This window comes from Pseudomonas sp. PA-6-3C (assembly GCF_021605825.1).
Lineage (GTDB): Bacteria > Pseudomonadota > Gammaproteobacteria > Pseudomonadales > Pseudomonadaceae > Aquipseudomonas > Aquipseudomonas edaphica.
Genome location: NZ_WKDV01000022.1, coordinates 82744 through 103819, shown reverse-complemented (window position 1 = coordinate 103819; position 21076 = coordinate 82744). Strand labels below are relative to the sequence as shown.

At 61.4% G+C, this 21076-nt stretch carries 23 protein-coding genes; 13 read left to right on the top strand and 10 right to left on the bottom strand.

What is annotated here, in order from left to right; translation table 11 throughout:
* Positions 1 to 1125 (top strand): MFS transporter (locus tag GIW48_RS16520; protein WP_236490672.1); only part of this gene is annotated, 1125 nt, incomplete at its 5' end.
* On the opposite strand, the gene GIW48_RS16515 is transcribed toward GIW48_RS16520, so the two are convergent.
* From GIW48_RS16515 to GIW48_RS16505, 3 genes are all read right to left on the bottom strand, one after another.
* Positions 1119 to 2156 (bottom strand): alpha/beta hydrolase family protein, encoded by a 1038-nt coding sequence (locus tag GIW48_RS16515; RefSeq protein ID WP_017138815.1) that lies wholly within the window; start codon positions 2154 to 2156, stop codon positions 1119 to 1121. The two genes, GIW48_RS16520 and GIW48_RS16515, sit on opposite strands and share 7 nt — an antisense overlap.
* Before the next feature lie 241 nt (positions 2157 to 2397).
* Positions 2398 to 3009: an FMN-dependent NADH-azoreductase gene (locus tag GIW48_RS16510; protein ID WP_236462304.1), complete on the bottom strand. Its 612-nt coding sequence runs from the start codon at positions 3007 to 3009 to the stop codon at positions 2398 to 2400.
* 129 nt (positions 3010 to 3138) lie between these two features.
* Complete coding sequence (locus tag GIW48_RS16505) at positions 3139 to 4065, bottom strand: AraC family transcriptional regulator (RefSeq protein ID WP_236462301.1); 927 nt, start codon at positions 4063 to 4065, stop codon at positions 3139 to 3141.
* Between the two features lie 157 nt (positions 4066 to 4222).
* On the opposite strand from GIW48_RS16505, the gene GIW48_RS16500 reads away from it, so the two are divergent.
* The 3 genes from GIW48_RS16500 (at position 4223) to GIW48_RS16490 (ending at position 6973) form a co-directional block, all read left to right on the top strand.
* Positions 4223 to 5602, top strand: a complete 1380-nt coding sequence (locus GIW48_RS16500; RefSeq protein ID WP_236462297.1) for an NAD-dependent succinate-semialdehyde dehydrogenase — start codon at positions 4223 to 4225, stop codon at positions 5600 to 5602.
* Positions 5603 to 5714: 112 nt separating this feature from the next.
* Positions 5715 to 6623 carry a LysR substrate-binding domain-containing protein gene (locus tag GIW48_RS16495; RefSeq protein WP_017138819.1) on the top strand — a complete coding sequence of 303 codons (909 nt, stop codon included), beginning with the start codon at positions 5715 to 5717 and terminating at the stop codon, positions 6621 to 6623.
* Entirely contained in the window at positions 6620 to 6973 is a 354-nt protein-coding gene (locus GIW48_RS16490; RefSeq protein WP_017138820.1) for an MmcQ/YjbR family DNA-binding protein, read from the top strand. Before GIW48_RS16495 ends, GIW48_RS16490 begins: the two co-directional genes overlap by 4 nt.
* Positions 6974 to 6977: 4 nt before the next feature.
* Here GIW48_RS16490 and GIW48_RS16485 read toward each other — a convergent pair whose 3' ends face one another.
* The 3 genes from GIW48_RS16485 to GIW48_RS16475 all read right to left on the bottom strand — a co-directional run bounded on the left by GIW48_RS16485 (position 6978) and on the right by GIW48_RS16475 (position 9596).
* Positions 6978 to 8264, bottom strand: a complete 1287-nt coding sequence (locus GIW48_RS16485) for an amidase (protein WP_170037452.1) — start codon at positions 8262 to 8264, stop codon at positions 6978 to 6980.
* Between the two features lie 121 nt (positions 8265 to 8385).
* Positions 8386 to 8769: a DUF1294 domain-containing protein gene (locus tag GIW48_RS16480; protein ID WP_170037455.1), complete on the bottom strand. Its 384-nt coding sequence runs from the start codon at positions 8767 to 8769 to the stop codon at positions 8386 to 8388.
* Positions 8766 to 9596 carry an undecaprenyl-diphosphate phosphatase gene (locus GIW48_RS16475; protein ID WP_170037458.1) on the bottom strand — a complete coding sequence of 277 codons (831 nt, stop codon included), beginning with the start codon at positions 9594 to 9596 and terminating at the stop codon, positions 8766 to 8768. The genes GIW48_RS16480 and GIW48_RS16475 overlap by 4 nt, the downstream gene beginning before the upstream one ends.
* Positions 9597 to 9820: 224 nt before the next feature.
* Here GIW48_RS16475 and GIW48_RS16470 point away from each other — a divergent pair, with 224 nt between their 5' ends.
* From GIW48_RS16470 to GIW48_RS16455, 4 genes are all read left to right on the top strand, one after another.
* Positions 9821 to 11455: a methyl-accepting chemotaxis protein gene (locus GIW48_RS16470; protein ID WP_099549726.1), complete on the top strand. Its 1635-nt coding sequence runs from the start codon at positions 9821 to 9823 to the stop codon at positions 11453 to 11455.
* Between the two features lie 175 nt (positions 11456 to 11630).
* Positions 11631 to 12194, top strand: coding sequence for a nicotinamide riboside transporter PnuC (gene pnuC, locus GIW48_RS16465; RefSeq protein ID WP_017138825.1), 564 nt, complete (start codon positions 11631 to 11633; stop codon positions 12192 to 12194).
* Complete coding sequence (locus GIW48_RS16460; RefSeq protein ID WP_099549725.1) at positions 12191 to 12736, top strand: AAA family ATPase; 546 nt, start codon at positions 12191 to 12193, stop codon at positions 12734 to 12736. The genes pnuC and GIW48_RS16460 overlap by 4 nt, the downstream gene beginning before the upstream one ends.
* Positions 12733 to 13854, top strand: coding sequence for an FAD-dependent oxidoreductase (locus tag GIW48_RS16455; RefSeq protein ID WP_236462295.1), 1122 nt, complete (start codon positions 12733 to 12735; stop codon positions 13852 to 13854). Before GIW48_RS16460 ends, GIW48_RS16455 begins: the two co-directional genes overlap by 4 nt.
* Here the strand turns inward: GIW48_RS16455 and ggt are convergent.
* Positions 13848 to 15572, bottom strand: a complete 1725-nt coding sequence (gene ggt / locus GIW48_RS16450; protein ID WP_170037464.1) for a gamma-glutamyltransferase — start codon at positions 15570 to 15572, stop codon at positions 13848 to 13850. The two genes, GIW48_RS16455 and ggt, sit on opposite strands and share 7 nt — an antisense overlap.
* Positions 15573 to 15731: 159 nt before the next feature.
* Between ggt and GIW48_RS16445 the strand changes: the two genes are divergently transcribed.
* On the top strand, positions 15732 to 16379 hold the full coding sequence (locus tag GIW48_RS16445; RefSeq protein WP_176992183.1) for a TetR/AcrR family transcriptional regulator: 648 nt from the start codon (positions 15732 to 15734) through the stop codon (positions 16377 to 16379).
* A 349-nt stretch (positions 16380 to 16728) separates the two neighbouring features.
* Here GIW48_RS16445 and GIW48_RS16440 read toward each other — a convergent pair whose 3' ends face one another.
* The 3 genes from GIW48_RS16440 to GIW48_RS16430 form a co-directional block, all read right to left on the bottom strand.
* On the bottom strand, positions 16729 to 17040 hold the full coding sequence (locus GIW48_RS16440; protein ID WP_017138829.1) for an AzlD domain-containing protein: 312 nt from the start codon (positions 17038 to 17040) through the stop codon (positions 16729 to 16731).
* Positions 17037 to 17732, bottom strand: a complete 696-nt coding sequence (locus GIW48_RS16435; protein WP_017138830.1) for an AzlC family ABC transporter permease — start codon at positions 17730 to 17732, stop codon at positions 17037 to 17039. The genes GIW48_RS16440 and GIW48_RS16435 overlap by 4 nt, the downstream gene beginning before the upstream one ends.
* A 75-nt stretch (positions 17733 to 17807) precedes the next feature.
* Positions 17808 to 18023: a hypothetical protein gene (locus GIW48_RS16430; protein WP_017138831.1), complete on the bottom strand. Its 216-nt coding sequence runs from the start codon at positions 18021 to 18023 to the stop codon at positions 17808 to 17810.
* Between the two features lie 179 nt (positions 18024 to 18202).
* Between GIW48_RS16430 and GIW48_RS16425 the strand changes: the two genes are divergently transcribed.
* Genes GIW48_RS16425 through arsH form a run of 4 tightly spaced genes read left to right on the top strand, consistent with a single transcriptional unit; the run spans position 18203 to position 21045 of the window.
* Entirely contained in the window at positions 18203 to 18559 is a 357-nt protein-coding gene (locus GIW48_RS16425; RefSeq protein ID WP_138454111.1) for a metalloregulator ArsR/SmtB family transcription factor, read from the top strand.
* Between the two features lie 19 nt (positions 18560 to 18578).
* Positions 18579 to 19862 (top strand): arsenic transporter, encoded by a 1284-nt coding sequence (locus GIW48_RS16420; RefSeq protein ID WP_099549721.1) that lies wholly within the window; start codon positions 18579 to 18581, stop codon positions 19860 to 19862.
* Between the two features lie 13 nt (positions 19863 to 19875).
* Positions 19876 to 20346, top strand: a complete 471-nt coding sequence (locus tag GIW48_RS16415; RefSeq protein WP_170037474.1) for an arsenate reductase ArsC — start codon at positions 19876 to 19878, stop codon at positions 20344 to 20346.
* Positions 20347 to 20355: 9 nt separating this feature from the next.
* The gene (gene arsH, locus GIW48_RS16410; protein WP_419789517.1) at positions 20356 to 21045 is read left to right on the top strand and encodes an arsenical resistance protein ArsH; all 690 of its coding nucleotides are present in this window, start codon (positions 20356 to 20358) and stop codon (positions 21043 to 21045) included.
* Positions 21046 to 21076: the final 31 nt, after the last annotated feature.

The following is a 21076-nucleotide window of genomic DNA, read 5'->3' as shown; positions in this document are numbered from 1 at the left end:
ATTGTCTTCTACACCTTTATCGCGTTTATCTGCATCGGCCTGCCGATTGCGGTGATCCCAGGCTATGTGCATGAACAACTGGGCTTCAGCGCCGTAGTCGCCGGGGTCACCATCGGCTCGCAATACCTGGCCACCCTGCTCAGCCGCCCGATGGCTGGGCGCATGTCGGATAACGTCGGCACCAAACGCGCCATTGTGTTGGGTTTGGCTGGCATCCTGGTCAGTGGCGTGCTGACATTTTTCGCAACCTTGCTTGAAAGCATCCCCGCCGTGAGCCTTGGGGTGTTGATCGTCGGCAGGCTGTTGCTCGGCGTGGCCCAAGGCCTGATCGGCGTTGGCACCATCAGTTGGTGCATGGGCGCGGTCGGTGCCGAACACACGGCGCGCTCGATCTCCTGGAATGGCATCGCGTCCTACGGCGCCATCGCGATTGGCGCGCCGCTGGGCGTGGTGATGGTGGCCGATTATGGCTACACCAGCCTGGGCGTCGCGCTGTCCGTGTTGGCCGCCTTGGGCCTGGTGTTGATCCGCAATAAACCGTCGGTGCCGGTGGTGCGTGGCGAGCGGCTGCCATTCTGGTCGGTGTTCGGGCGCATCGCGCCGTTTGGCGCCAGCCTGTGCCTGGCGTCTATCGGCTACGGCACGCTGACCACCTTTATCACCCTGTATTACCTCAACCGTGGCTGGGTCGGTGCGGCGTACTGCCTGACGGTGTTTGGCGTGTGTTTTATCTTGTCGCGCCTGGTGTTTATCTCCGCCATCAGCCGCTTCGGCGGGTTCAGCGCGGCGATTGCCTGCATGACCATCGAGACCGTCGGCCTGACCCTGTTGTGGCTGGCGCCCTCCACCGGTGTGGCGCTGATCGGCGCCGGGCTGACCGGCTTCGGTTTGTCGCTGGTGTACCCGGCGCTCGGCGTGGAGGCCATCAAGCAAGTGCCCAACAGCAGCCGTGGCGCGGGGCTGAGTGCGTATGCGGTGTTTTTTGATCTGGCCCTGGCGATTGCCGGGCCATTGATGGGCGCCGTGGCACTGAACCTCGGCTATGGCTGGATCTTCTTCTGCGCCGCGCTGCTGTCGGTCACGGCCCTGTGCCTGACCGTGCAGCTCAAGCGCCGCGCTTACTGATCAGCGGTCTGCAAACCGGCGCGGGTCGACTGACCCAGGGTATGCACGAAGAAGCGCCCCGCCTCCGAGATCAGGTCGCGGTGGATGCCTTCGCGGTCGACACCGTCGGCATCCGTGCAAATCGCCGGCATGGCCAGCAGTTGGTCGCTGTCACACGGCGCCATGAACACAAAGTGCCCGGCCCCGGCCAATAGTTTGAAATCCGGCGGCTGCGGCAGTTTGCGCGCCAGGGCAGCGGCGTTCTTGTCCACGGCCACCAGCTTGTCGCCGTCGCCACTGTAGAGCAGCACCGGCACGTGCACATCGGCCAACGTGTGGCGGCCAAACATCAGGCTCAACGGCGCCATCAGCATCAAGGCGTGAATACGCGGGTCGGCTTGCGGCTGCAGGTCTTCACGGTCGACCACCAGTTCACCTTTGGTGGTGCAGGCGTCGCGGTCTTCCGGGCGCTCCTGGCAATAGCGGCGCAGGCGGTCGAAATCCGGCTTGGCACCGGCCAGGATCAGCGCGGTTTCGCCGCCGGCGGAATAACCGATGACCCCCACCTGGTCGACATTGACGAACGGCGACAGCATCGTGTCGCCCAGGGTCGCGGTAATGGCTGCGGAAATCTGAATCGGCCGCCCGTACAAGTTGCTCACCGTGCCCAGGCGGCTGTGATCCTTGTAGTTGTCGCCGGGATGCAGCACGGCTACCACTACAAACCCCTTGCGCGCCAGGGAAGTGGCCAGGTCGTGCAGCGCCAGCGGTGTACCGGTGTTGCCGTGGGACAACATCAGCATCGGGAAACGCCCGATGGCCACTTTGGAATCCTGGGTGGCAGCCACGTGGTAGGGACCCAACTGCGTGGAATGCTCGTCATCGGTGGACGGATAGAACGCGATGGCGTTCATCGGCTGCTGATCCAGCGGGTCGAGAAAACTCATGCGATGAAAGCCCACACTCCAATGCGGGTGCGGCGCCGGGGCGGCGTGCACTGAAATCAGGCCACCGAGCAGGGAAAGAACCAAAACAGCACAAAGACGCATCATGGGGATGTCCACCTTTGCTGCGCGACCACGTTCAACACCCGCGGCATGTCGGTTTGAAAAGTCCATGGGCCAAGGCACTCGCTCCGGGTGATAAACCCATGCGTGCATAACCTGGGCCAAAGTAATGACAGCGGGTAAACGAAAAAACTCCGTACTCCGGTCGCGTTCAGGCGATCAGAATACAGAGTTTAGGCGCCCCGGTTCAGATTGGAACCGAACAGAGGCGAACTTTACACAAGCCTTACGCGGCGGCGAACAATTGTTCGTTGATCACTACGTTGGCGTCGCTCAAGGCCTTGCTGCGAACTTCTTCACCGTACGCCAGGCCTTGGGCGCGGACAAATTCGATATCAGTGATGCCGAGGAAGCCAAACACCAGTTTCAAGTAATCCTCGTGCCCCACATTGCTCGCCTGGCCCGCATGCAGACCGCCAGCGGTGGAAACAATGATCAGCTTCTTGCCGCCGCACAGGCCTTCAGGGCCGGCTTCGGTGTAACGGAAGGTTTGGCCGGCCACGGCAATACGGTCGATCCAGGCCTTGAGCTGGGACGGCACCGAGAAGTTGTACATCGGCGCACCAATGACTACAGCGTCGGCGGCGATGAATTCAGCCAGGGACGTAGCGCTCAGTTCGGCCTCGTGTTTTTGTAAGGCGTCGCGCAATTCGGCAGCGGTACCCAGGGCGCCCAGGGTCAGGCCGGAAAAGTGGCTGATGCCTTCGGCAGCCAAGTCACGATAGGTCACTTCCACACCTGGCTCAGCCGCTTGCCAGGCCTTGACCACACCAGCGCTGAGCTGACGCGAAGCCGAGTTGTCGCCGAGGATGCTGGAATCGATATGCAACAGTTTCATGCGGGTTCTCCAAGTGAGGATCGCGGCTGGGCGATCGAATGAAGTTAATCCTACACATGAACCCAATAGTCGATTAGACGGCACAAATGTGATTGTTCGTCCTGCCAGCAGGACAATTAGCTCGCCAACTCAGTGCGAAGACACATAAATCAATGCCGACGTAGGCGCCGGCAGCGCATAGGTGCGTTTCATCCACTGAATCTCCTCCTGGGGCGTACGCCCGAACAAGCGCTTGAACTCTCGGCTGAACTGCGAGGCGCTTTCATAGCCCACCTGAGCACACGCCGTGGCGGCAGTGATGTCGTTGCGCAGCATCAGCAAACGCGCCTGGTGCAGGCGCGTGGACTTGAGGTATTGCATCGGTGAGGTGTCGGTGACCGTGCGAAAGTGCGCATGAAAACTCGGCACGCTCATCATCGCCTCGCGCGCCAACGCTTCCACGTCCAGGTGCTGGTGGTAGTCCCCATGAATCTTGCGGATTGCGCGTGCCACCTTGCCGAACTGGCCTTGGCGGTTAAGCGCGGCGCGCATCGAACCACCCTGCTCGCCTGTAAGGATGCGGTAGTAGATCTCGCGCATCAGCGCGGGGCCGAGAACCTGTGCCTCCATCGGCGCACTCATGGCTTCGAGAAACCGCAGCAGCGACTCACTGAGTTTGTCGTCCATGGGCGAGGAATACATGCCGCGCGGCTTGGCTTCGAGCAATTCGGGAAACGCATCCAGCGCCAACATCAATTCGGCGGCGAGGGTGAAATCCAGGCGCAAGTACACCGCCAGCATCGGCTCTGCTTCGCTGGCCTCGGTTTCCATGGTGAACGGCACCGGCACCGACACCACCAGGTAATGCTGGGCGTCGTACAGGTAAATCTCTTCACCCAGGTAACCGCGCTTGCGCCCCTGGCAGACGATCACGATGCCGGGGTCGTACAGCACCGACACCCGGTGCAGCGGCCGATTTGAGCGCAGGAAACGCACATCCTCCAGAGCGCTCAGGTTATAGCCTTCGACAGGCGCCAAGCGCCCCATCAGCTCGATGATTTTTTGGGTGCGGCCCATGGCGCATGGCTCCTGGCGAAAACAGCACGGTACTGCGCAAACACCGGTATGGCTATGCACTCATAGGAATAGGCAATCAGCACATTGGAATGGATATTCGCTCAACCCGCAGTGTTCCGTAGCCTGAAACAGCACTTTCAGCCTTCGGAGTTTGCCCATGCTTATCGTCTACAACCCTGCCACTGGCGAAGAAATCGGCCGTGTGGCCAAGCACACCTCAGCCCAGGTCAAGGCCGCCGTTGACCGCACCTGCGCCGCCTTCCCCGAATGGTCCGGCAAACTCGCCAAGGAGCGCAGCGACATTCTGCGCCGCTGGCACGACAGCGTTAAGGCGGACAAGGAGGCCTTCGCCGAACTGCTGTGCCGTGAAAACGGCAAGTGCCTGAGCGAAGCCCGAGGTGAAATCGACTACGGCCTGGGCTTTATCGAGTGGTACGCCGAAGAGGCCAAACGCGTTTATGGCGACACCATTCCCACCCACGACCGCAATGCCAATGTCATGGTGACCAAAGAAGCCATCGGCCCCGTAGCGGCCATTACGCCGTGGAACTTCCCGTTCATGATGATCACCCGCAAAGTCGCCACGGCCCTGGCCGCCGGCTGCACCATGGTGATAAAGCCCGCCGAAGACACACCGCTCACCGCCCTCAAGCTGCTGGACTACGCACGCAAGGCCGGTATCGAAGCCGGTGTGCTTGAAGTGGTGGTGGGTGATCCCAAGGAGATCGGCCTGATCCTCACTGGCGACCCACGTATCCGCAAGATCTCGTTCACCGGCTCCACCGGTGTGGGCAAATTGCTCGCAGCGCAGTGCGCAGCGACTATCAAGAAGATGACCCTGGAGCTGGGCGGCAATGCGCCGTTTATTGTGTTTGAGGACGCCAACCTGGATGAAGCGGTAAAAGGACTGGTCGGCGCCAAACTGCGCAACTCGGGCCAGGTGTGCATCTCGCCGAACCGGATCTTTGTGCAGCACAGCATTCTCGAAGACTTTATCGAACGCATGAAGGCTGCCGTCGCCAACATCGAAGTGGACCAGGGCCTGCGCGAAGGCTTTGTGGTCGGGCCGCTGGTCAATCAACTGGGTTTTGACAAAGTCGTGCGTCTGGTCGAGGACGCCAAGGCGGCGGGCGCCAAGGTGCTGATGGGCGGCAAACCCCACGCCAAGGGCGGGCTGTTCTATGAACCGACCGTATTGACCGGCTTGCAGGACGATTCACCGCTGGCGACCGAGGAGATCTTCGGCCCCGTGTTCGCCGTCTACTCGTTCAAGGACGAAGAAGAAGTCATCGCCCGCGCTAACCAGACCGAGTTCGGCCTGGTGGCCTATGCCTACACCAGCGCGCTGGGCCGGTCGTTGCGCCTGTCACGTCAACTGGAGGCCGGCATGGTGATCCTCAACTCGGGTTCTGTGGGCACGGCGTCGGTCCCGTTTGGTGGCATCAAGCAGTCCGGCTATGGGCGTGAAGGCAGCTATTACGGGATCGAGGAGTACGTGCACGTGAAGTATGTGTTGATGGCGGGGGCGCAGTTCTAAGCCCTCTCACCCTCCAAAAGCCAGTGCCTGCAAGGTGCTGGCTTTTTTTAGGCTGGATTTGCGCACGCCACACGCGGATAGTTCGTCCCACTGACAGGACAATAGGTTGACCATGCAAGACCTCAACGACCTCTACTACTTCGCCAAAGTCGTCGAAGCCGGCGGCTTTGCGGCGGCCGGCCGGCTGCTGGGGATTCCCAAGTCACGGCTGTCGCGGCGCATCGCTGAACTGGAAGAACGCCTTGGCGCCCGCCTGTTGCAACGCACCACGCGGCAATTGACCCTCACTGCCGTCGGCGAGCGCTACCTGCGCCATTGCCAGGCGATGCTGCTGGAAGCGGAAATGGCCGACGAGGCCGTGGCCAGCATGTCCAGCGAACCCCGCGGGCGCCTGCGCGTGAGTTGTCCGGTGGGCATGGCGCAGCACATGTTGCCAGGCATCGTTGCCGGCTTTCTCGCCGCTCACCCACTGGTGCAGCTGGAGATGACCCTGGTCAACCGACGCGTCGACCTGGTGGCCGAAGGTATCGATGTGGCCCTGCGCGTGCGCGAGTTGGGCGATGAAGACCCGTTGCTGGTGACCAAGCGCCTGCGCCAGGCCCAGACAGTCTTGGTGGCCAGCCCGCAGTTCCTGCAAGGCCGCCAAATCAACACCCCGGACGATCTCAAGCAATTGCCGGTACTCGCTGCGCTTGAGGCCGATCGCCTGGTGCACTTGCGGTTGATCGACCCGCAGGGCAATACCGAAAACCTATCCATGGAAGCGCGCCTGGGCATCGACGACTTTATCGTGCGCAAAGCCTGCGCCTTGCAGGGCCTGGGCTTTACCCTGCTGCCAATGATGTATTGCGAAGAGGAGCTGGCCAGCGGCCAATTGGTGCAGTTGCTGCCGCAATGGTCTTCGCCGGGCGGCTGGTTGCAGGCGGTCTACCCGCACCGCCGTGGCGTGTTACCGGCGATTCGGGCCTGGATCGACTATCTGGAAGAAGCCTTCAAGGGTTGCGGAGACCGTTTGCTATGAAGATGAGCGAAGCACAAGTCGCGGCATTCTGCCTGGGCCTGCCCGGCGCGCGGGAAGACTACAAATGGGGCGGCGTGCGCGTGTTCTCGATTGCCGGCAACAAGATGTTCGCCCTGCAGAACCTGCGCGGTGACTCGCTGGCGTTCAAGGTCGACAAGGAGCTGTTCCTCGGCCATGTGGACCGCCCTGGCATCCACCCCGCGCCGTACCTGGCGCGGGCGCAGTGGGTGATCATGAACACGCCCTACCCGCTGGGCGCCGAGGAACTGCGTGGCCTGTTGCAGCGCTCGCACCAGTTGGTGGTAAGCAAATTGCCCAAGCGCGCGCAGGTGGGACTGAAGCTGGATTGATGGTTCAACGCGCAAACGGCAGTGCGCGCTCAATGGCCATCGCCGCCCCCAGCGCCAAATGCTCGTGCCAGGGCCGTGCAACGATCTGTACACCCACCGGCAAACCCGAGTCAGCAGTACCGGCGCGCACCACCACACAGGGCCAGCCGGCCAGGCTGTATGGCAGCGTATGGCTGAACAACCCTGGCCGGGCGGTGCCCAGCAGCGGCGCCGAGGCCGCGTCAACCGGGCACAGGATAATGTCGTAGTCCGCCATGAACCCCAGCATGGCACTGCGAAACTGATCCCAATCCGAGAGCAACTGTATCGCCTGTGCCCCGGAGCCTTTGCCCATTGCCCAGTAGCGCTCGGTAATATCGCGAGCATTACGTAATGCCGAAGGGAACGCCTGACGGACCACGGCGCCCGCACCTGCCAGCAAGTCGGCAGCCACCTGCAGCGTGACCTGGGTACATGTGTCTACCGGTTCGATGCCGCCCTCGCTGTACCAGGCGACGCGCAAACCATTCAGTGCCTGTGGAGGCATATCCGGCAGCGGCATTGGAATCACCCCACAATCGTGCCCATCCTCACCGGCGATCACCCGGAACACCAGGTCCAGGTCTTCGACATGCCGGGCCATCGGGCCGATCTGGCTGCGGCTATCACTCAACCCACCCGGGTGATCGAAAACCCCGGTGTTGGGCACCCGGCCCGTGGTGGGCTTCAAGGTACTGACCCCGCAAAAATGCGCCGGTATGCGCAGGCTGCCACCCGAATCGCTGCCCAGCCCCAGCGGCGAAAGGCCGGCAGCCACCGCAGCAGCTTCGCCACCGCTGCTGCCGCCGGGGCCATGGGACAGCGCATGCGGGTTACGGGTAGCGCCGTAGACCGGGTTATCGGTCACTCCACCGCCACCGCCCGGCGGGCAGTTGCTTTTACCCAAAAGAATGGCGCCGGCCGCTTTCATGCGCGTCACTGCAACAGCATCGTGCTGAGGACAATAATGAGCCCGATCAACCAGACCCGCTGCCGACACCACCCCACGGGTATCGAAAACATCTTTGACCGTGAAGGGAACGCCCTGCAACACGCCGCCATACTCGCCTTGGGCGATAGCACGATCAACCGCCCAGGCATCGGCCAACGCCGTATCGGCACAGACCTGCACCAGCGCGTTGACCGAGGGGTTGAGCGCCTCGATACGCGCAAGGTAAAAGCTGACGATAGCGGTGGAAGTAAACTTGCGCTGTTGAATCAGCGCTGCAAGCTCAGTTGCCGAATGATGGAGCAATGAATCTGAAAAAGACATTCGTGTGGGCCCCGTGCGCTCAAGTGCCCGAAGCATAACGCGAGCCTGTTGCCGGTTTACAGGGCCGTCTGGGTAAGTTGCCTCCCGCAATCGCGTAGGAAATATCCCAGACGCCTCAACACTATAAAACCGAGAGCAGCGTGCCGCCCAGGAGCAACTGGTCCAGCCAGAACACTTGGTGCAGCAACACAATCACCCAGAACAGCACCTGATACGACACCTTGCGCGTCTTGTGGCGAAACACCTGCTGGGCAATCAGCGCCCCCGGCCAACCGCCCGCCAGCTCCACGGCATGCAGGATATTTTCGCGCACGCGCGGGCCTTCGGCTTGGGCCTTGCGTTTGTCGCCCCAGTACAGGAAAAACGCCACCACGCTGACCACGCCATAGGCGGCCAGCGGGATCAGCGTCTCGCCGCGATGCCACAACAGTGCCGCGCCAGTCAGCGGCGCGGCGCATAGCAAAACAAAGATGAACGCCTTCAAGCGCGGGTGTTGAATGCTCATGGCTTGACCGCCGTCCAGTCGATCCAGCCAAACTGCCAGGTCGCCAGGATCACCAGGCCAAACGCAATCCGATACCAGGCAAACGCCGCGTAACTGTGGCTGGCGATGAACTTGAGCAACGCCTTGACCGCAATCATCGCGAAGATGAACGAGGTGACAAAGCCGATGGCAAACACCGGCACGTCATCGGGCTGGAACAGGTGACGGTACTTGTAGCCCGAATACACCGCCGCGCCGACCATGGTCGGCATGGCCAGGAAGAACGAGAACTCGGTGGCGGTCTTGCGCGACAGGCCGAACAACAGGCCGCCGATAATGGTCGCGCCGGAGCGCGAAGTGCCTGGAATCATTGCCAGGCACTGGGCCACACCGACCTTGAGCGCGTCTTTCCAGGTGATCTCATCCACCGTTTCAGCGTGCACTGCATGTTGGCGGCGCTCGGCCCACAGCATGATCACCCCGCCCACCACCAGCGCGGTGGCCACCGTGATCGGGTTAAACAGGTAATGCTTGATCAGGTCGGCAAAAATCACCCCCAACACCACCGCCGGCAGCACTGCGATGATCAGGTTGACGGTAAAGCGCTGGGCGTTGCTCTGGGTCGGCAAGCCGATCACCACGTCGAGGATCTTGCGCCGAAACTCCCAGACCACCGCGAGGATCGCGCCCAGTTGAATAATGATGTTGAACGCTTCAAAGCGTTCTCCGCCGAAGCCGATCAAGTCGGCGACGATAATCTGGTGCCCGGTGCTGGAGATCGGCAGGAACTCGGTCAGCCCCTCCACCACGCCAAGAATCAATGCCTGTATGGCGGTCCAAAAATCCATGTATCCCCCAAAGGTCATGCGCTGCGGCATGCCTTGTCTGTCTTTTTAATGTTCACTGACCACGTGCAATCGTGATGCGCTGCGGATTTTCACCAGCCGTGCGCAAAAATTTCGTGAAAAATCAGGGAGTACTCAGGTTTTTCGATTACAGGCCGAAAGCCTATCAGACAAGCTGGAATTGTCGATGCAGCACACAATTATAAAAAGCACGGAGTGACAGGACGATGAACAGTTTGCGCAGCATGTCGATCAGCCGCCGTCTTTGGCTGATCCTGATAGTCGCCGTGTTGATGCTGCTAACCTTGGGGCTGTTGATGCTAAAGCAGATCCATGGCGACCTCTACCAGGCCAAACGCCAGCAGACCCAGCACGTGGTGCAAACCGCCAGCGGCGTGCTGGCTTACTACCAGAACCTTGAAAAAACCGGCGTTCTCACCCGCGAGGCCGCGCAACAGCAAGCCCTCAGCGCAGTCCGTGGCTTGCGCTACGACCACGATGATTACTTCTGGATCAACGACCTGACGCCCGTGATGATCATGCACGCGGCCAACCCCAAGCTCGACGGCCAGAACCTCTCGGCCATCCGCGACCCGGACGGTTTTGCGGTGTTCAATGAATTTGTGCTCCTGGCCAAGGCCAAGGGCGCCGGCATCGTCAACTATCGCTGGCCCAAACCGGGCGCCGACGCGCCGGTGGAGAAGACCTCGTATATCCAACTGTTCGAGCCGTGGGGCTGGATTATCGGCTCGGGCGTGTACGTGGACGATGTGCAGGCCGAATTCACCGGCCAGGTGTGGAAAGCCTCGTTGATCGGCCTGGGCATTGCGCTGCTGATGGCGCTGTTGGTGATCCTGATCGCGCGCAGCATTGTGCATCCATTGCAGGCGGCAGTGAATGCCATGGGCAATATTGCCAGCGGCGAAAGCGACCTGACCCGCACCCTCGACACCCACGGGCGCGACGAGGTCACTCAATTGTCGCAGCACTTCAATAGCTTTACCGCCAAGCTGCGCCAGGTGGTCGGCCAGTTACAGGAGTGTGCCAACGCGCTGGGCCAATCTTCCACGGAACTGGGCACCAATGCCAGCCAGGCCCACGACCGTAGCCAGCAACAATCCCAGCAGATGGAGCTGGTGGCTACCGCGATCAACGAAGTGACCTATGGCGTGCAGGACGTGGCAAAAAATGCCGAGCATGCCGCCAGCGAAATGCGCGACGCCCAGGCCCAGGCGCAGCAGGGCCAGGTGAATATCGACGGCAGCCTGCAACAGATCGACCAGCTCTCCAGCACCATCAGCCAGGCCGTGGAGGTGATCCGCACGCTGTCCAGTGAAAGCACACAGATTGGTGGTGTGCTGGAAGTGATCCGTTCGATTGCCGACCAGACCAACTTGTTGGCCCTCAACGCCGCCATCGAGGCGGCGCGTGCCGGTGAACAGGGTCGCGGGTTTGCCGTGGTCGCCGATGAAGTGCGGCTGTTGGCCCAGCGCACGCAGAAATCCACCGCCGAAATCCAGGTGATGATTGAGCGCCTGCAAGGGCATTCGGAAGCGGCGGTCAAAGTGATCAGCGACAGCCACAGTGCCTCGCAACTGACCATTGAACAAGCTGGCCAGGCAGGTGCGAGCCTCACCGCCATTGGCCAGGCGTTGCGCAACCTCAATGGGCTGAATGCCTCGATCGCCAGCGCGACCTTGCAACAGGCGCACGTGGTGGAGGATATCAACCAGAACGTCACCCAGGCGGCGGGTTTGTCCCACAGCACGGCGCTGGCGGCGGAGCAGTCCAGTGTGGCGAGCGCGCATTTGCGTGGGTTGAGTGAGCAGCTTGGAGGGTTGTTGCGCCAGTTCAAGATCTAGCACTCATGCTCGTTCCCACGCTCCGCGTGGGAACGCCGCCACGGACGCTCTGCGTCCAGGCCTGACGCGGAGCGTCTGGGGATGCATTCCCACGCAGAGCGTGGGAACGAGCATTCCTCCGTCCCACCATCTTGGTTACAATCACCGCCCTCACCCACTCTCCCAAGGAACCGCCATGTCCGGGCTTGAATTGTTCGCCGCCGCCCTGGGGGTGATCGCTGTCTGGCTGACGGTCAAGCAAAACCCCTGGTGCTGGCCCATCGGCCTGGTGATGGTGCTGCTCTACACCTGGGTGTTCTTCGACGTAAAACTCTATTCCGACATGCTCCTGCAAGTGGTCTACGCCGCCCTGCAACTCTACGGCTGGTGGCAGTGGACCCGCGCCGGTGAGGTCGCGCAGGGTCGCCAGGTCACCAGCCTGGGCTGGTCCGCGATCATGGTCAGCCTCACCGTCGGTGCCGTGTTCAGTGGCCTGCTCGGCGCCGCCATGGCCCACTGGACCGATGCCGCGCAACCCTGGCTCGACGCCGCACTCACCGGTTTCAGCCTGGTGGCGCAAATGTGGATGGCGCAAAAACGCGTGCAATGCTGGCCGCTGTGGATCGCCGTGGACGTGATCTTCGTCGGCCTGTTCCTCTACAAAGGCCTCTACCTTACCGCCGCGCTGTATGCACTGTTCACCGCGATCGCCGTACAAGGCTGGCGTGAATGGCGCGCCGACCCGGCGTTGCACGCATGAAAGTGGTGGTACTGGCCGGCCCCGAATCCAGCGGCAAAAGCTGGCTGGCCGCGCAACTGCACGCCCGTTTCGGTGGGTTGATGGTGGGTGAATACGTGCGCTACTTCATCGACCATTACCAGCGCGACACTACCCTGGCGGACATCCCGGCCATCGCCCGTGGCCAACTGGCCTGGGAAGACGCTGCGCGCGCCGAGCAGCCTCGCCTGCTGATCCTCGACACCCACCTGCTGACCAACAAACTCTGGAGCCAGACCCTGTTCGGTGATTACCCGGCGTGGCTGGATGATGAGTTGCTGGCCCGCCATTACGACCTGCACCTGTTGCTGTCCCCCGAGGACGTGGAATGGAGCGCCGACGGCCAGCGCTGCCAGCCGGAACTGGCGGATCGCCGGGTGTTTTTCCAGGGCAGCCTGGACTGGATCGAACAGCATCAGCAACCCGCCCTGGTGATTCGTGGCGACTGGGAAGCACGCCGCGCCATAGCCTTTGAGGCGGTCGAGCAACTGCTTGCCCAGCCGTGCCGAGGACATCTTGCATGACCATCTCACTGCGTATCGCCATTGTCGGCGCCGGCCCCGGCGGTTTGACCTTGGCGCGTATCCTCCACCGCCACGGCGTGGCCGCCTGCGTATTCGAACGCGAACGCGGGCCTCTGGAACGCCCCCAGGGCGGCACCCTGGATCTGCATGTCGAATCCGGCCAACTGGCGCTGCAGCAGGCCGGGCTGGAAGACGCCTTCCGGCGTATCGCGCGCTATGAAGACCAAGGTGCGCGCCTGATGGATCAGCACGGCCATCTGCTGTTCGAAGCCCCCAACCCCGATGACGGCGAGCGCCCGGAAGTCGACCGCACCCAATTGCGCCAGATCCTGCTGGATTCGCTGCCTGAAGGCTGTGTGAAATGGGGTGTGAACATCAATGACATCCGCCCGGCCGGTGTTGCACGCTGGACACTGCATCAAGGCGAGATCACCCACGGCCCCTTCGACCTGGTGGTCGGTGCCGATGGCGCCTGGTCCAAACTGCGCCCATTGCTCTCGCCCTACCTGCCGCAGTACAGCGGGCTGACGTTTATCGAATTCGGCATCGATGATGTCGACCGCCAACACCCGCACATTGCCACGCTGGTGGGGCGCGGCAGCCTGCAAGTGCTGGGCGGCGCCAAAGCGATCATCGTGCAGCGCAACGCCCATGCGCATCTGCGCGGGTATGCGATTTTTCGCGTGCCCACCGAGTGGGCAGCCGACCACCTCAGCCTGCCTGCACTCAAGGCTCAGTTTGCAGGCTGGCACCCGGACATTCTGGCGCTGTTTGAAGCGGCAAATGCAACCGTCCTGGCCAGGCACATCCACGCCCTGCCGGTGGGCCATCGCTGGGTCCACCGCCAGGGGTTGACGTTGATTGGGGATGCGGCGCACCTGATGTCGCCGTTTGGCGGCGAAGGCGTAAATGCCGCGATGCTCGATGCGGCCGAACTGGCCCAGCACCTGCTCCACACGCCTGACTGCTCAGCCGCAGTGCAGGCGTATGAAAACCACATGTTCGAACGGGTGATACCGGCAGCCCAGGGCAGCGCCGAGGGCGCCGCCATCCAGTTATCCCACGACAGCCTGGCGCTGTCCCTGGCCTTCCTGAATCAACACCTCACACCTCAGTAACCGAGCGACAATCCGGTATTGCGGCGTGGGTCGTTAGCCCCGTAGAAACGGTTGTTGCCCACGGGCTTGCCACCCAGCGAAGGCGCACCCACCAGGATCGCCGCCAAGTGGTTGGCATCCTGGGGGCCGGCAAACTTGTGGCCCCAGCTTTCCAGAATCTTCTGGGTGTCAGGGCTTACCGCGAAGGTTTCCAGGTTGGTGGTTTCAGGCATCCACTGCTGGTGGAAGCGTGGCGCGTCCACGGCTTCCTGGATGTTCATCTTGTAGTCGATGACATTGAGGATGGTCAGCAAGGTCGCGGTGATGATCCGGCTGCCGCCCGGCGTACCGACCACCATCACCGCCTTGCCATCCTTGGTGACGATGGTCGGGCTCATCGACGACAGCGGCGCCTTGCCCGGTGCGATGGCGTTGGCTTCGCCCTGCACCAGCCCGTACATGTTCGGCACACCGACCTTGACGGTGAAGTCGTCCATTTCATCGTTGAGGATCACCCCGGTCTTGCTCGCCATCACGCCGGCACCGAACCAGTCGTTGAGGGTGTAGGTCACGGACACCGCGTTACCCCACTTGTCGACGATCGAATAGTGCGTGGTGTTGTTGCCTTCATGGGGCGACACACCCGGCTTGATCGCCTGGGAATCACCCGCCTTCTGCGGCTCAATGGCGGCACGCAGCTTGGCGGCGTAGTCCTTGTCCAACAGGTGCGCGATAGGGTTCTTGACGAAATCCGGGTCACCCAGGTAGCTGTTACGGTCCACGTAAGCGTGACGCATCGCTTCGATCTGGTAGTGCAGGCCTTGGGCCGAGTGATAGCCGAGGTCGGCCATCGGGTAACCTTCGAGGATGTTCATGATCTGGCAGATCACCACACCGCCGGAGCTTGGCGGCGGTGCCGAGACCACGTGGTAGCCACGGTAGTCGCACTCGATGGGCGCCAGCTCGCGAGTCTTGTATTTGTCGAGGTCGGCCTGGGTGATGATGCCCTTGCCGGCCTGGCTGGAATCCACCAGCGCCTTGGCCACCCAGCCTTTATAAAAGCCGTCGGTGCCCTTGGCGGAGATTTCCTTGAGGGTCTTGGCCAGGTCTTTCTGCACCAGTTTCTGGCCGACCTGCATCGGTTGGCCGTTGTGCAGGAAGATCCCGCGCAGGTCTTTGTCTTTTTCGAACTCGCCGGTGGCGGTGTGCAGCAGGTCGATATCGCCCTGCTCCAGTTCAAAGCCGTTTTCGGCCAGTTTGATCGCCGGGGCAATCACCTGGGCGCGCTTGAGGGTGCCGTATTTGTTCAGCGCGGTTTCCATGCCGGACACGGTGCCGGGTACGCCGACGGCCAAGTGGCCCTTGGCGCTGAGGCCGTCGATCACCTTGCCGTCTTTGTCCAGGTACATGTCGGCAGTGGCCGCCAGCGGGGCTTTTTCACGGAAGTCCAGGAAGGTCTTGCGCCCATCTGCCAGCTGCACGGTCATAAAGCCGCCGCCACCGAGGTTGCCCGCTGCCGGGTACACCACGGCCAGCGCATAGCCCACGGCAACCGCCGCATCCACTGCGTTGCCGCCGGCCTTGAGTACATCCACGCCAACATGAGTGGCCAAATGCTGGGCGGTCACCACCATGCCGTTTTCACCGGCCACCGGGGCCTGTGAGGCGGCTTGCACGCCGTTGACCGTCAACACCAGCGCAGTGGCAATCAGGGTACGGCTGAAGGGTTGGTATTTCATCCATGGCTACTCTATTTATTGAGGTGCACCAAAATAGCCCGACTAGGATCCAATCCCCAGCGCAATGGCGTTTTTATTACAGAACTTGTCGGTCATAGAACGGGCACGAAAAAGCCCATGCTATATTTCGCGCCCAGACTGGCGGCAAGGCGCTTTGTGATGGCGATCAAGAAGACCGGAATTCGAGCGCAACAGGCCGACCAGACACGTGCGCGTATCTTGCAGGCGGCAGTCAAGGTGTTCACTCGCGACGGCTATTCCGGTGGGCGCGTCGACACTATTTCCAAGGCCGCCGACTCCAACGACCGCATGCTTTATTACTATTTCGGCAGCAAGGAACACCTGTTCGTCTGTGTGCTGGAACATGTCTATGAACAGTTCAATAAAGCCGAAAGCAAACTCAAGCTGGACCTGGGAGACCCCGTGCAAGCCTTGCGCGAACGGGTGGCATTTATCTGGAGCTACTACGTCAAGCACCCCGAGTTTGTGGCGATCCTAAGCATCGAGAATCTGCACCAGGGCAAGCATGCCCAGCAGTCCGGCGAAATGCGCAGGCTGTCGGGCGAAGCGGTTGGCGTGTTGCGCCCGATCATCGAAGCCGGCCAGGCCCAAGGTGTGTTTCGCCAGGACATCGACCTCAAGCACGTGTATTTGATGATTGCCTCGCTCTGCTACTTCTACAACTCCAACCGCCACACGCTCAGTTCGTTCCTGGGTGAAGACTTGGGGGATAAGGAGCATCAGCAGGATTGGCTGGGGTTTATCAGTGACTTGGTGCTGCGTGGTGTAACGCCGATTCCACTGTAGCAACCGGCTCATCCTGTGGGAGCTGGCTTGCCTGCGATGGCCATAGGTATCTACACAACTTTTGAAGGCAGCCAATTTCTCCTGTGGCGAGCAGGCTTGTCGAATCGTCGCACCGCCTGCGTTGGGCTGCGAAGCAGCCCCAAACCCAGTCGCTGAGTTCTTTCAGGAAAATTGCAGTGCCTTTACTGGGGCCGCTTCGCAGCCCAACGCAGGGCAAGCCTGCTCGCCACAACAGCCCACTTACAACAGACTTCGTGTTAACCGGTTGTGTAGATGCCTATGCTGCGATGGCGGTCTTTTGGTGTACATATCCGTCACCGCAGCAACGGATATACACCCATAGCCCCTCTCAAAAGCACCACCGAAACAAATAAAACAATCCCATGCTCAACAGCACCGTAATCAACACGCTACGCGTCCAAAACATCAAGGCCACCGCGCAGACTCCCGCCAGCAAGTAAGGATTCGTGGGGCTCAAATTCAGCGTGTGATCAGCGAGAAAAATAATCGGCCCGCAGATCGCCGTCAGCATGCCCGGCACCGCAAACCCCAGGAACTCCCGCGCCCCCCGATTAAGCCGTACCGGCAGGCGCGGCTCGATAAACAGGTATCGGTTAAGAAAAACCACCAGCCCCATGGCCACAATCATGATGTAGATCACTTCTGCCCTACCCCCAGCCGCTTGCAGGCAAACCCCGCACTCATGCCCAACACCCCGGACACCACCACCGCCGACTCCCAGTGCAAAAAGCTCAACCACACCGAAAACAGCAACGACACCGCCACGCACACAACCGTCGGCACATCACGCACCACGGGTGTGATCAACGCGATAAAGGTGGCGGCAATCGAAAACTCCAACCCCAACTGGTCAAGCCCGGGAATGCTTTTGCCAAGCACGATGCCAGCCAGGGTGAAGAGGTTCCAGGCGATGTAGAACGTCAGGCCCACCCCCAGCGCATACCAGCGATTGAACGTCTCGCGGTCATAGTGGTTGACCAGCGCGAAGAACTCATCGGTCAGCAGAAAGCCCAAGCTCATGCGCCAGCGGGCGTTGAGTGACGAGAGTGTCGGGCGCATGTGCATGCCGTAGAGCAAATGTTGGGAAGTCAGCAGCAGCGTGGTCAGCACGATCGAGATCAGGCTGGCGCCGCTCTTGACCATGCCGATGGCCACCAGCTGCGCGGCACCGGCAAACACGATGGCGGACAAGCCCTGGGCCTGCAGCGGGGTAAATTGCGCATCAATGGCCATGGAGCCGGCGAGCAGCCCCCACGGCGCACAGGCCAGGGATAACGGGATAACGGCGATAGCGCCGCGGGCGAAGGCGTAATGCGGTAAGGCAGTGGGCATGGAGACGGCTCATCGACAGACAGTCGACAAGCATGCCAGCGTTTAAAGCGGGTTGTCTTGAACGATCTTGCTCACTCAGGCGAGCTTGACCGATACCTGCTCCACCGAGTCGCGCGCCTCACGCAATTCATGGGCGTCCTGATTGAGCCGGTGAATGGTGTTGAGCAGGCGTTGGCGCAGCACTTCATCGCCGAGCTTTTCGACGGCGCGCATCAGGTCAAACGCCGCGGTTTCGTTATTGTCCGCGACGGAATCGAGGGTCTTGCGCAGGTTGCGAGTGGCACGGGTCACGCGGGTTCATCCTTCATCAGCAATGGGCAGGCACTTTAGGACATTCGTGTTTCATTTTAATTTCAGTCACTTGTGGTGGATTGAGCGGGGTTTGATCCACATCAATCGAATTCAGGAATTGACCTACATATATGGATATTCGTATATTCGGATAACCATATACAAAGAAGACCCTGATCATGTCGGCCCCCTTCTCACCGCCCACCCTGTTCAAATGCCTGGCTGACGCGACTCGCGCCCGCTTGACGTTATTGATCCTGCGCGAAGGCGAACTTTGCGTGTGCGAACTGATCCATGCTCTGGACGACAGCCAACCAAAGATCTCCCGGCACCTGGCGCAACTGCGCAGTTGCGGGCTGCTGCTGGATCGTCGTCAGGGCCAATGGATCTACTACCGCATCAACCCGGCACTGCCCGCCTGGGTCACGCAAGTGCTGGACACTACCTTGCAAGCCAACCAACCCTGGTTGCACCACGACGCACAGCGTCTTGATGCCATGGGTGACCGACCACAACGGGCCAGCACCTGCTGCTGAGCCATCGGAGCGTTTATTCATGCTTGTCGCAATTGGCATTTTTATCTTCACCATCGTTCTGGTCATCTGGCAGCCCAAAGGCCTCGGGGTCGGCTGGAGTGCAAGCATGGGCGCCATTCTGGCCCTGGCCTGCGGGGTGATCAGCCTGGCGGATATTCCGGTGGTGTGGCACATCATCTGGAACGCCACCGGCACCTTTGTTGCGCTGATCATCATCAGCCTGCTGCTCGACGAAGCCGGCTTCTTTGCCTGGACCGCCCTGCACGTGGCGCGCTGGGGCCGTGGGCGTGGCCGGCGGCTGTTTGCCTATATGGTGTTGCTGGGCGCGCTGGTCTCGGCGCTGTTTGCCAACGACGGCGCCGCGTTGATCCTCACGCCCATCGTCATGTCGATGCTGCTGGCCTTGCGCTTTTCCCCGGCGGCCACCCTGGCGTTTGTCATGGGCGCTGGGTTCATCGCGGATACCGCGAGCTTGCCGCTGGTGGTGTCGAACCTGGTGAATATCGTCTCGGCGGATTACTTCAAGATCGGCTTCAACGAGTACGCAGCAGTAATGGTGCCGGTGAACTTCGTCAGTGTCGCCGCCACCCTTGGGGTCCTGCTGTGGTTCTTTCGCCGCGATATTCCCCAAGCCTACGACCCGGCCGACCTGGAAGACCCCGCCAGCGCCATCCACGATCGTGCGACCTTTCGCGCGGGCTGGTGGGTGCTGGGTATCTTGCTGGTGGGCTGTTTCGCGCTAGAGCCGCTGGGCATTCCCATCAGTGCGATTTCTGCCGTGTGCGCCGTTTTGCTACTGGTGATCGCCGCCAAGGGCCACAAGATCTCTACGCGCAAAGTGTTGAAAGAAGCGCCGTGGCAGATCGTGGTGTTTTCCCTGGGCATGTACCTGGTGGTCTACGGCCTGCGTAACGCAGGCCTGACCACCTACCTCGCGACCTGGCTCGACACTTTTGCCACCTACGGCGTGTGGGGCGCGGCCATGGGCACCGGCGTGCTGACGGCGCTGTTGTCGTCGGCGATGAACAACCTGCCGACGGTGCTGATCGGCGCGCTGTCGATCGAGTCCAGCCATGCCGTGGGCGTGGTCAAGGACGCGATGATCTACGCCAACGTGATCGGCAGCGACCTGGGCCCCAAAATCACCCCGATCGGCAGCCTGGCCACCTTGCTGTGGCTGCATATCCTGGCGCGCAAAGGCATCACCATCACTTGGGGTTATTACTTCAAGGTCGGCATCGTGCTGACCTTGCCGGTGCTGTTGATCACCCTCGCCGCCCTCGCCTTGCGCCTGAGTCTCTGAAGGAAATACCGCTATGAAAGTCCTGTTCATGTGTACCGCCAACAGCTGCCGCAGCATCTTGTCCGAGGCGATGTTCAACCACCTGGCGCCAGCAGGTTTCGAGGCGATCAGCTCCGGCAGTTTCCCCAAGGGCCAGGTGCTGCCGCGCAGCCTGAGCACGTTGCAGGCAGCGGGCATCAGTACCGAAGGTTTGTACAGCAAGGGCAATGAGGCCTTTGAGGGCAGCCCGCCGGATGTGGTGATAACCGTGTGCGATAAAGCTGCGGGCGAAGCGTGCCCGGTGTATTTCGGGCCGGCGGTGAAGGCGCACTGGGGGTTGGAAGACCCGTCGGATGTTCAGGGTGACGAGGCCCGTGTAGACGCCGCCTTCAAGGCCACGCTCAGCACCATCGAAAGGCGTTGCAAGGCGTTCCTGGCCTTGCCCTTCGCCCAACTCAGCGCTGCCGAGTTGAAGGCAGAACTGGCCCGCATCGCAGCGCTTTAACCGGAGAACATAATGACCACCCTGCCCAATCTCAACAGCACCCTCGCAGGCCCGCTGCCTGTCGGGCCTGGCCACCCGCCGCGCATCCTGCTGCTTTACGGCTCCACACGCCCGCGCTCATTCAGCCGCTTGCTGGTGGAAGAAGCCGCGCGGCTGTTGCGCCACTTCGGAGCCGACACGCGGATTTTCAACCCTTCGGGCCTGCCGTTACCCGACGATGCGCCCATCGATCACCCTAAAGTCCAGGAGCTGCTGGACCTGATGCAATGGTCCGAAGGCCAGGTGTGGTGCTCGCCCGAGCGCCACGGTTCGATGTCGGCAGTGTTCAAGGCCCAGCTCGACTGGGTGCCGCTGGCCCTCGGCGCCGTTCGCCCGACCCAGGGCAAAACGCTGGCGGTGATGCAGGTGTCCGGCGGCTCGCAATCGTTCAACACCGTCAACCAACTGCGCGTGCTGGGGCGCTGGATGCGCATGTTCACGATCCCCAACCAATCCTCGGTGCCCAAGGCGTTCATGGAGTTCGATGACCAGGACCGCATGAAACCATCGGCGCTCTACGATCGCGTGGTGGATGTGATGGAAGAGTTGGTGAAGTTCACCGTTTTGCTGCGTGATCGCCCGGACCTGGTGGACCGCTATTCAGAGCGCAAGGAAAGCGCCGATGAGCTGTCGCAGCGTGTCAACCAACGGTCGATTTGAGCAGCCCTGCTGGCGTATGCTCGTGCCAACC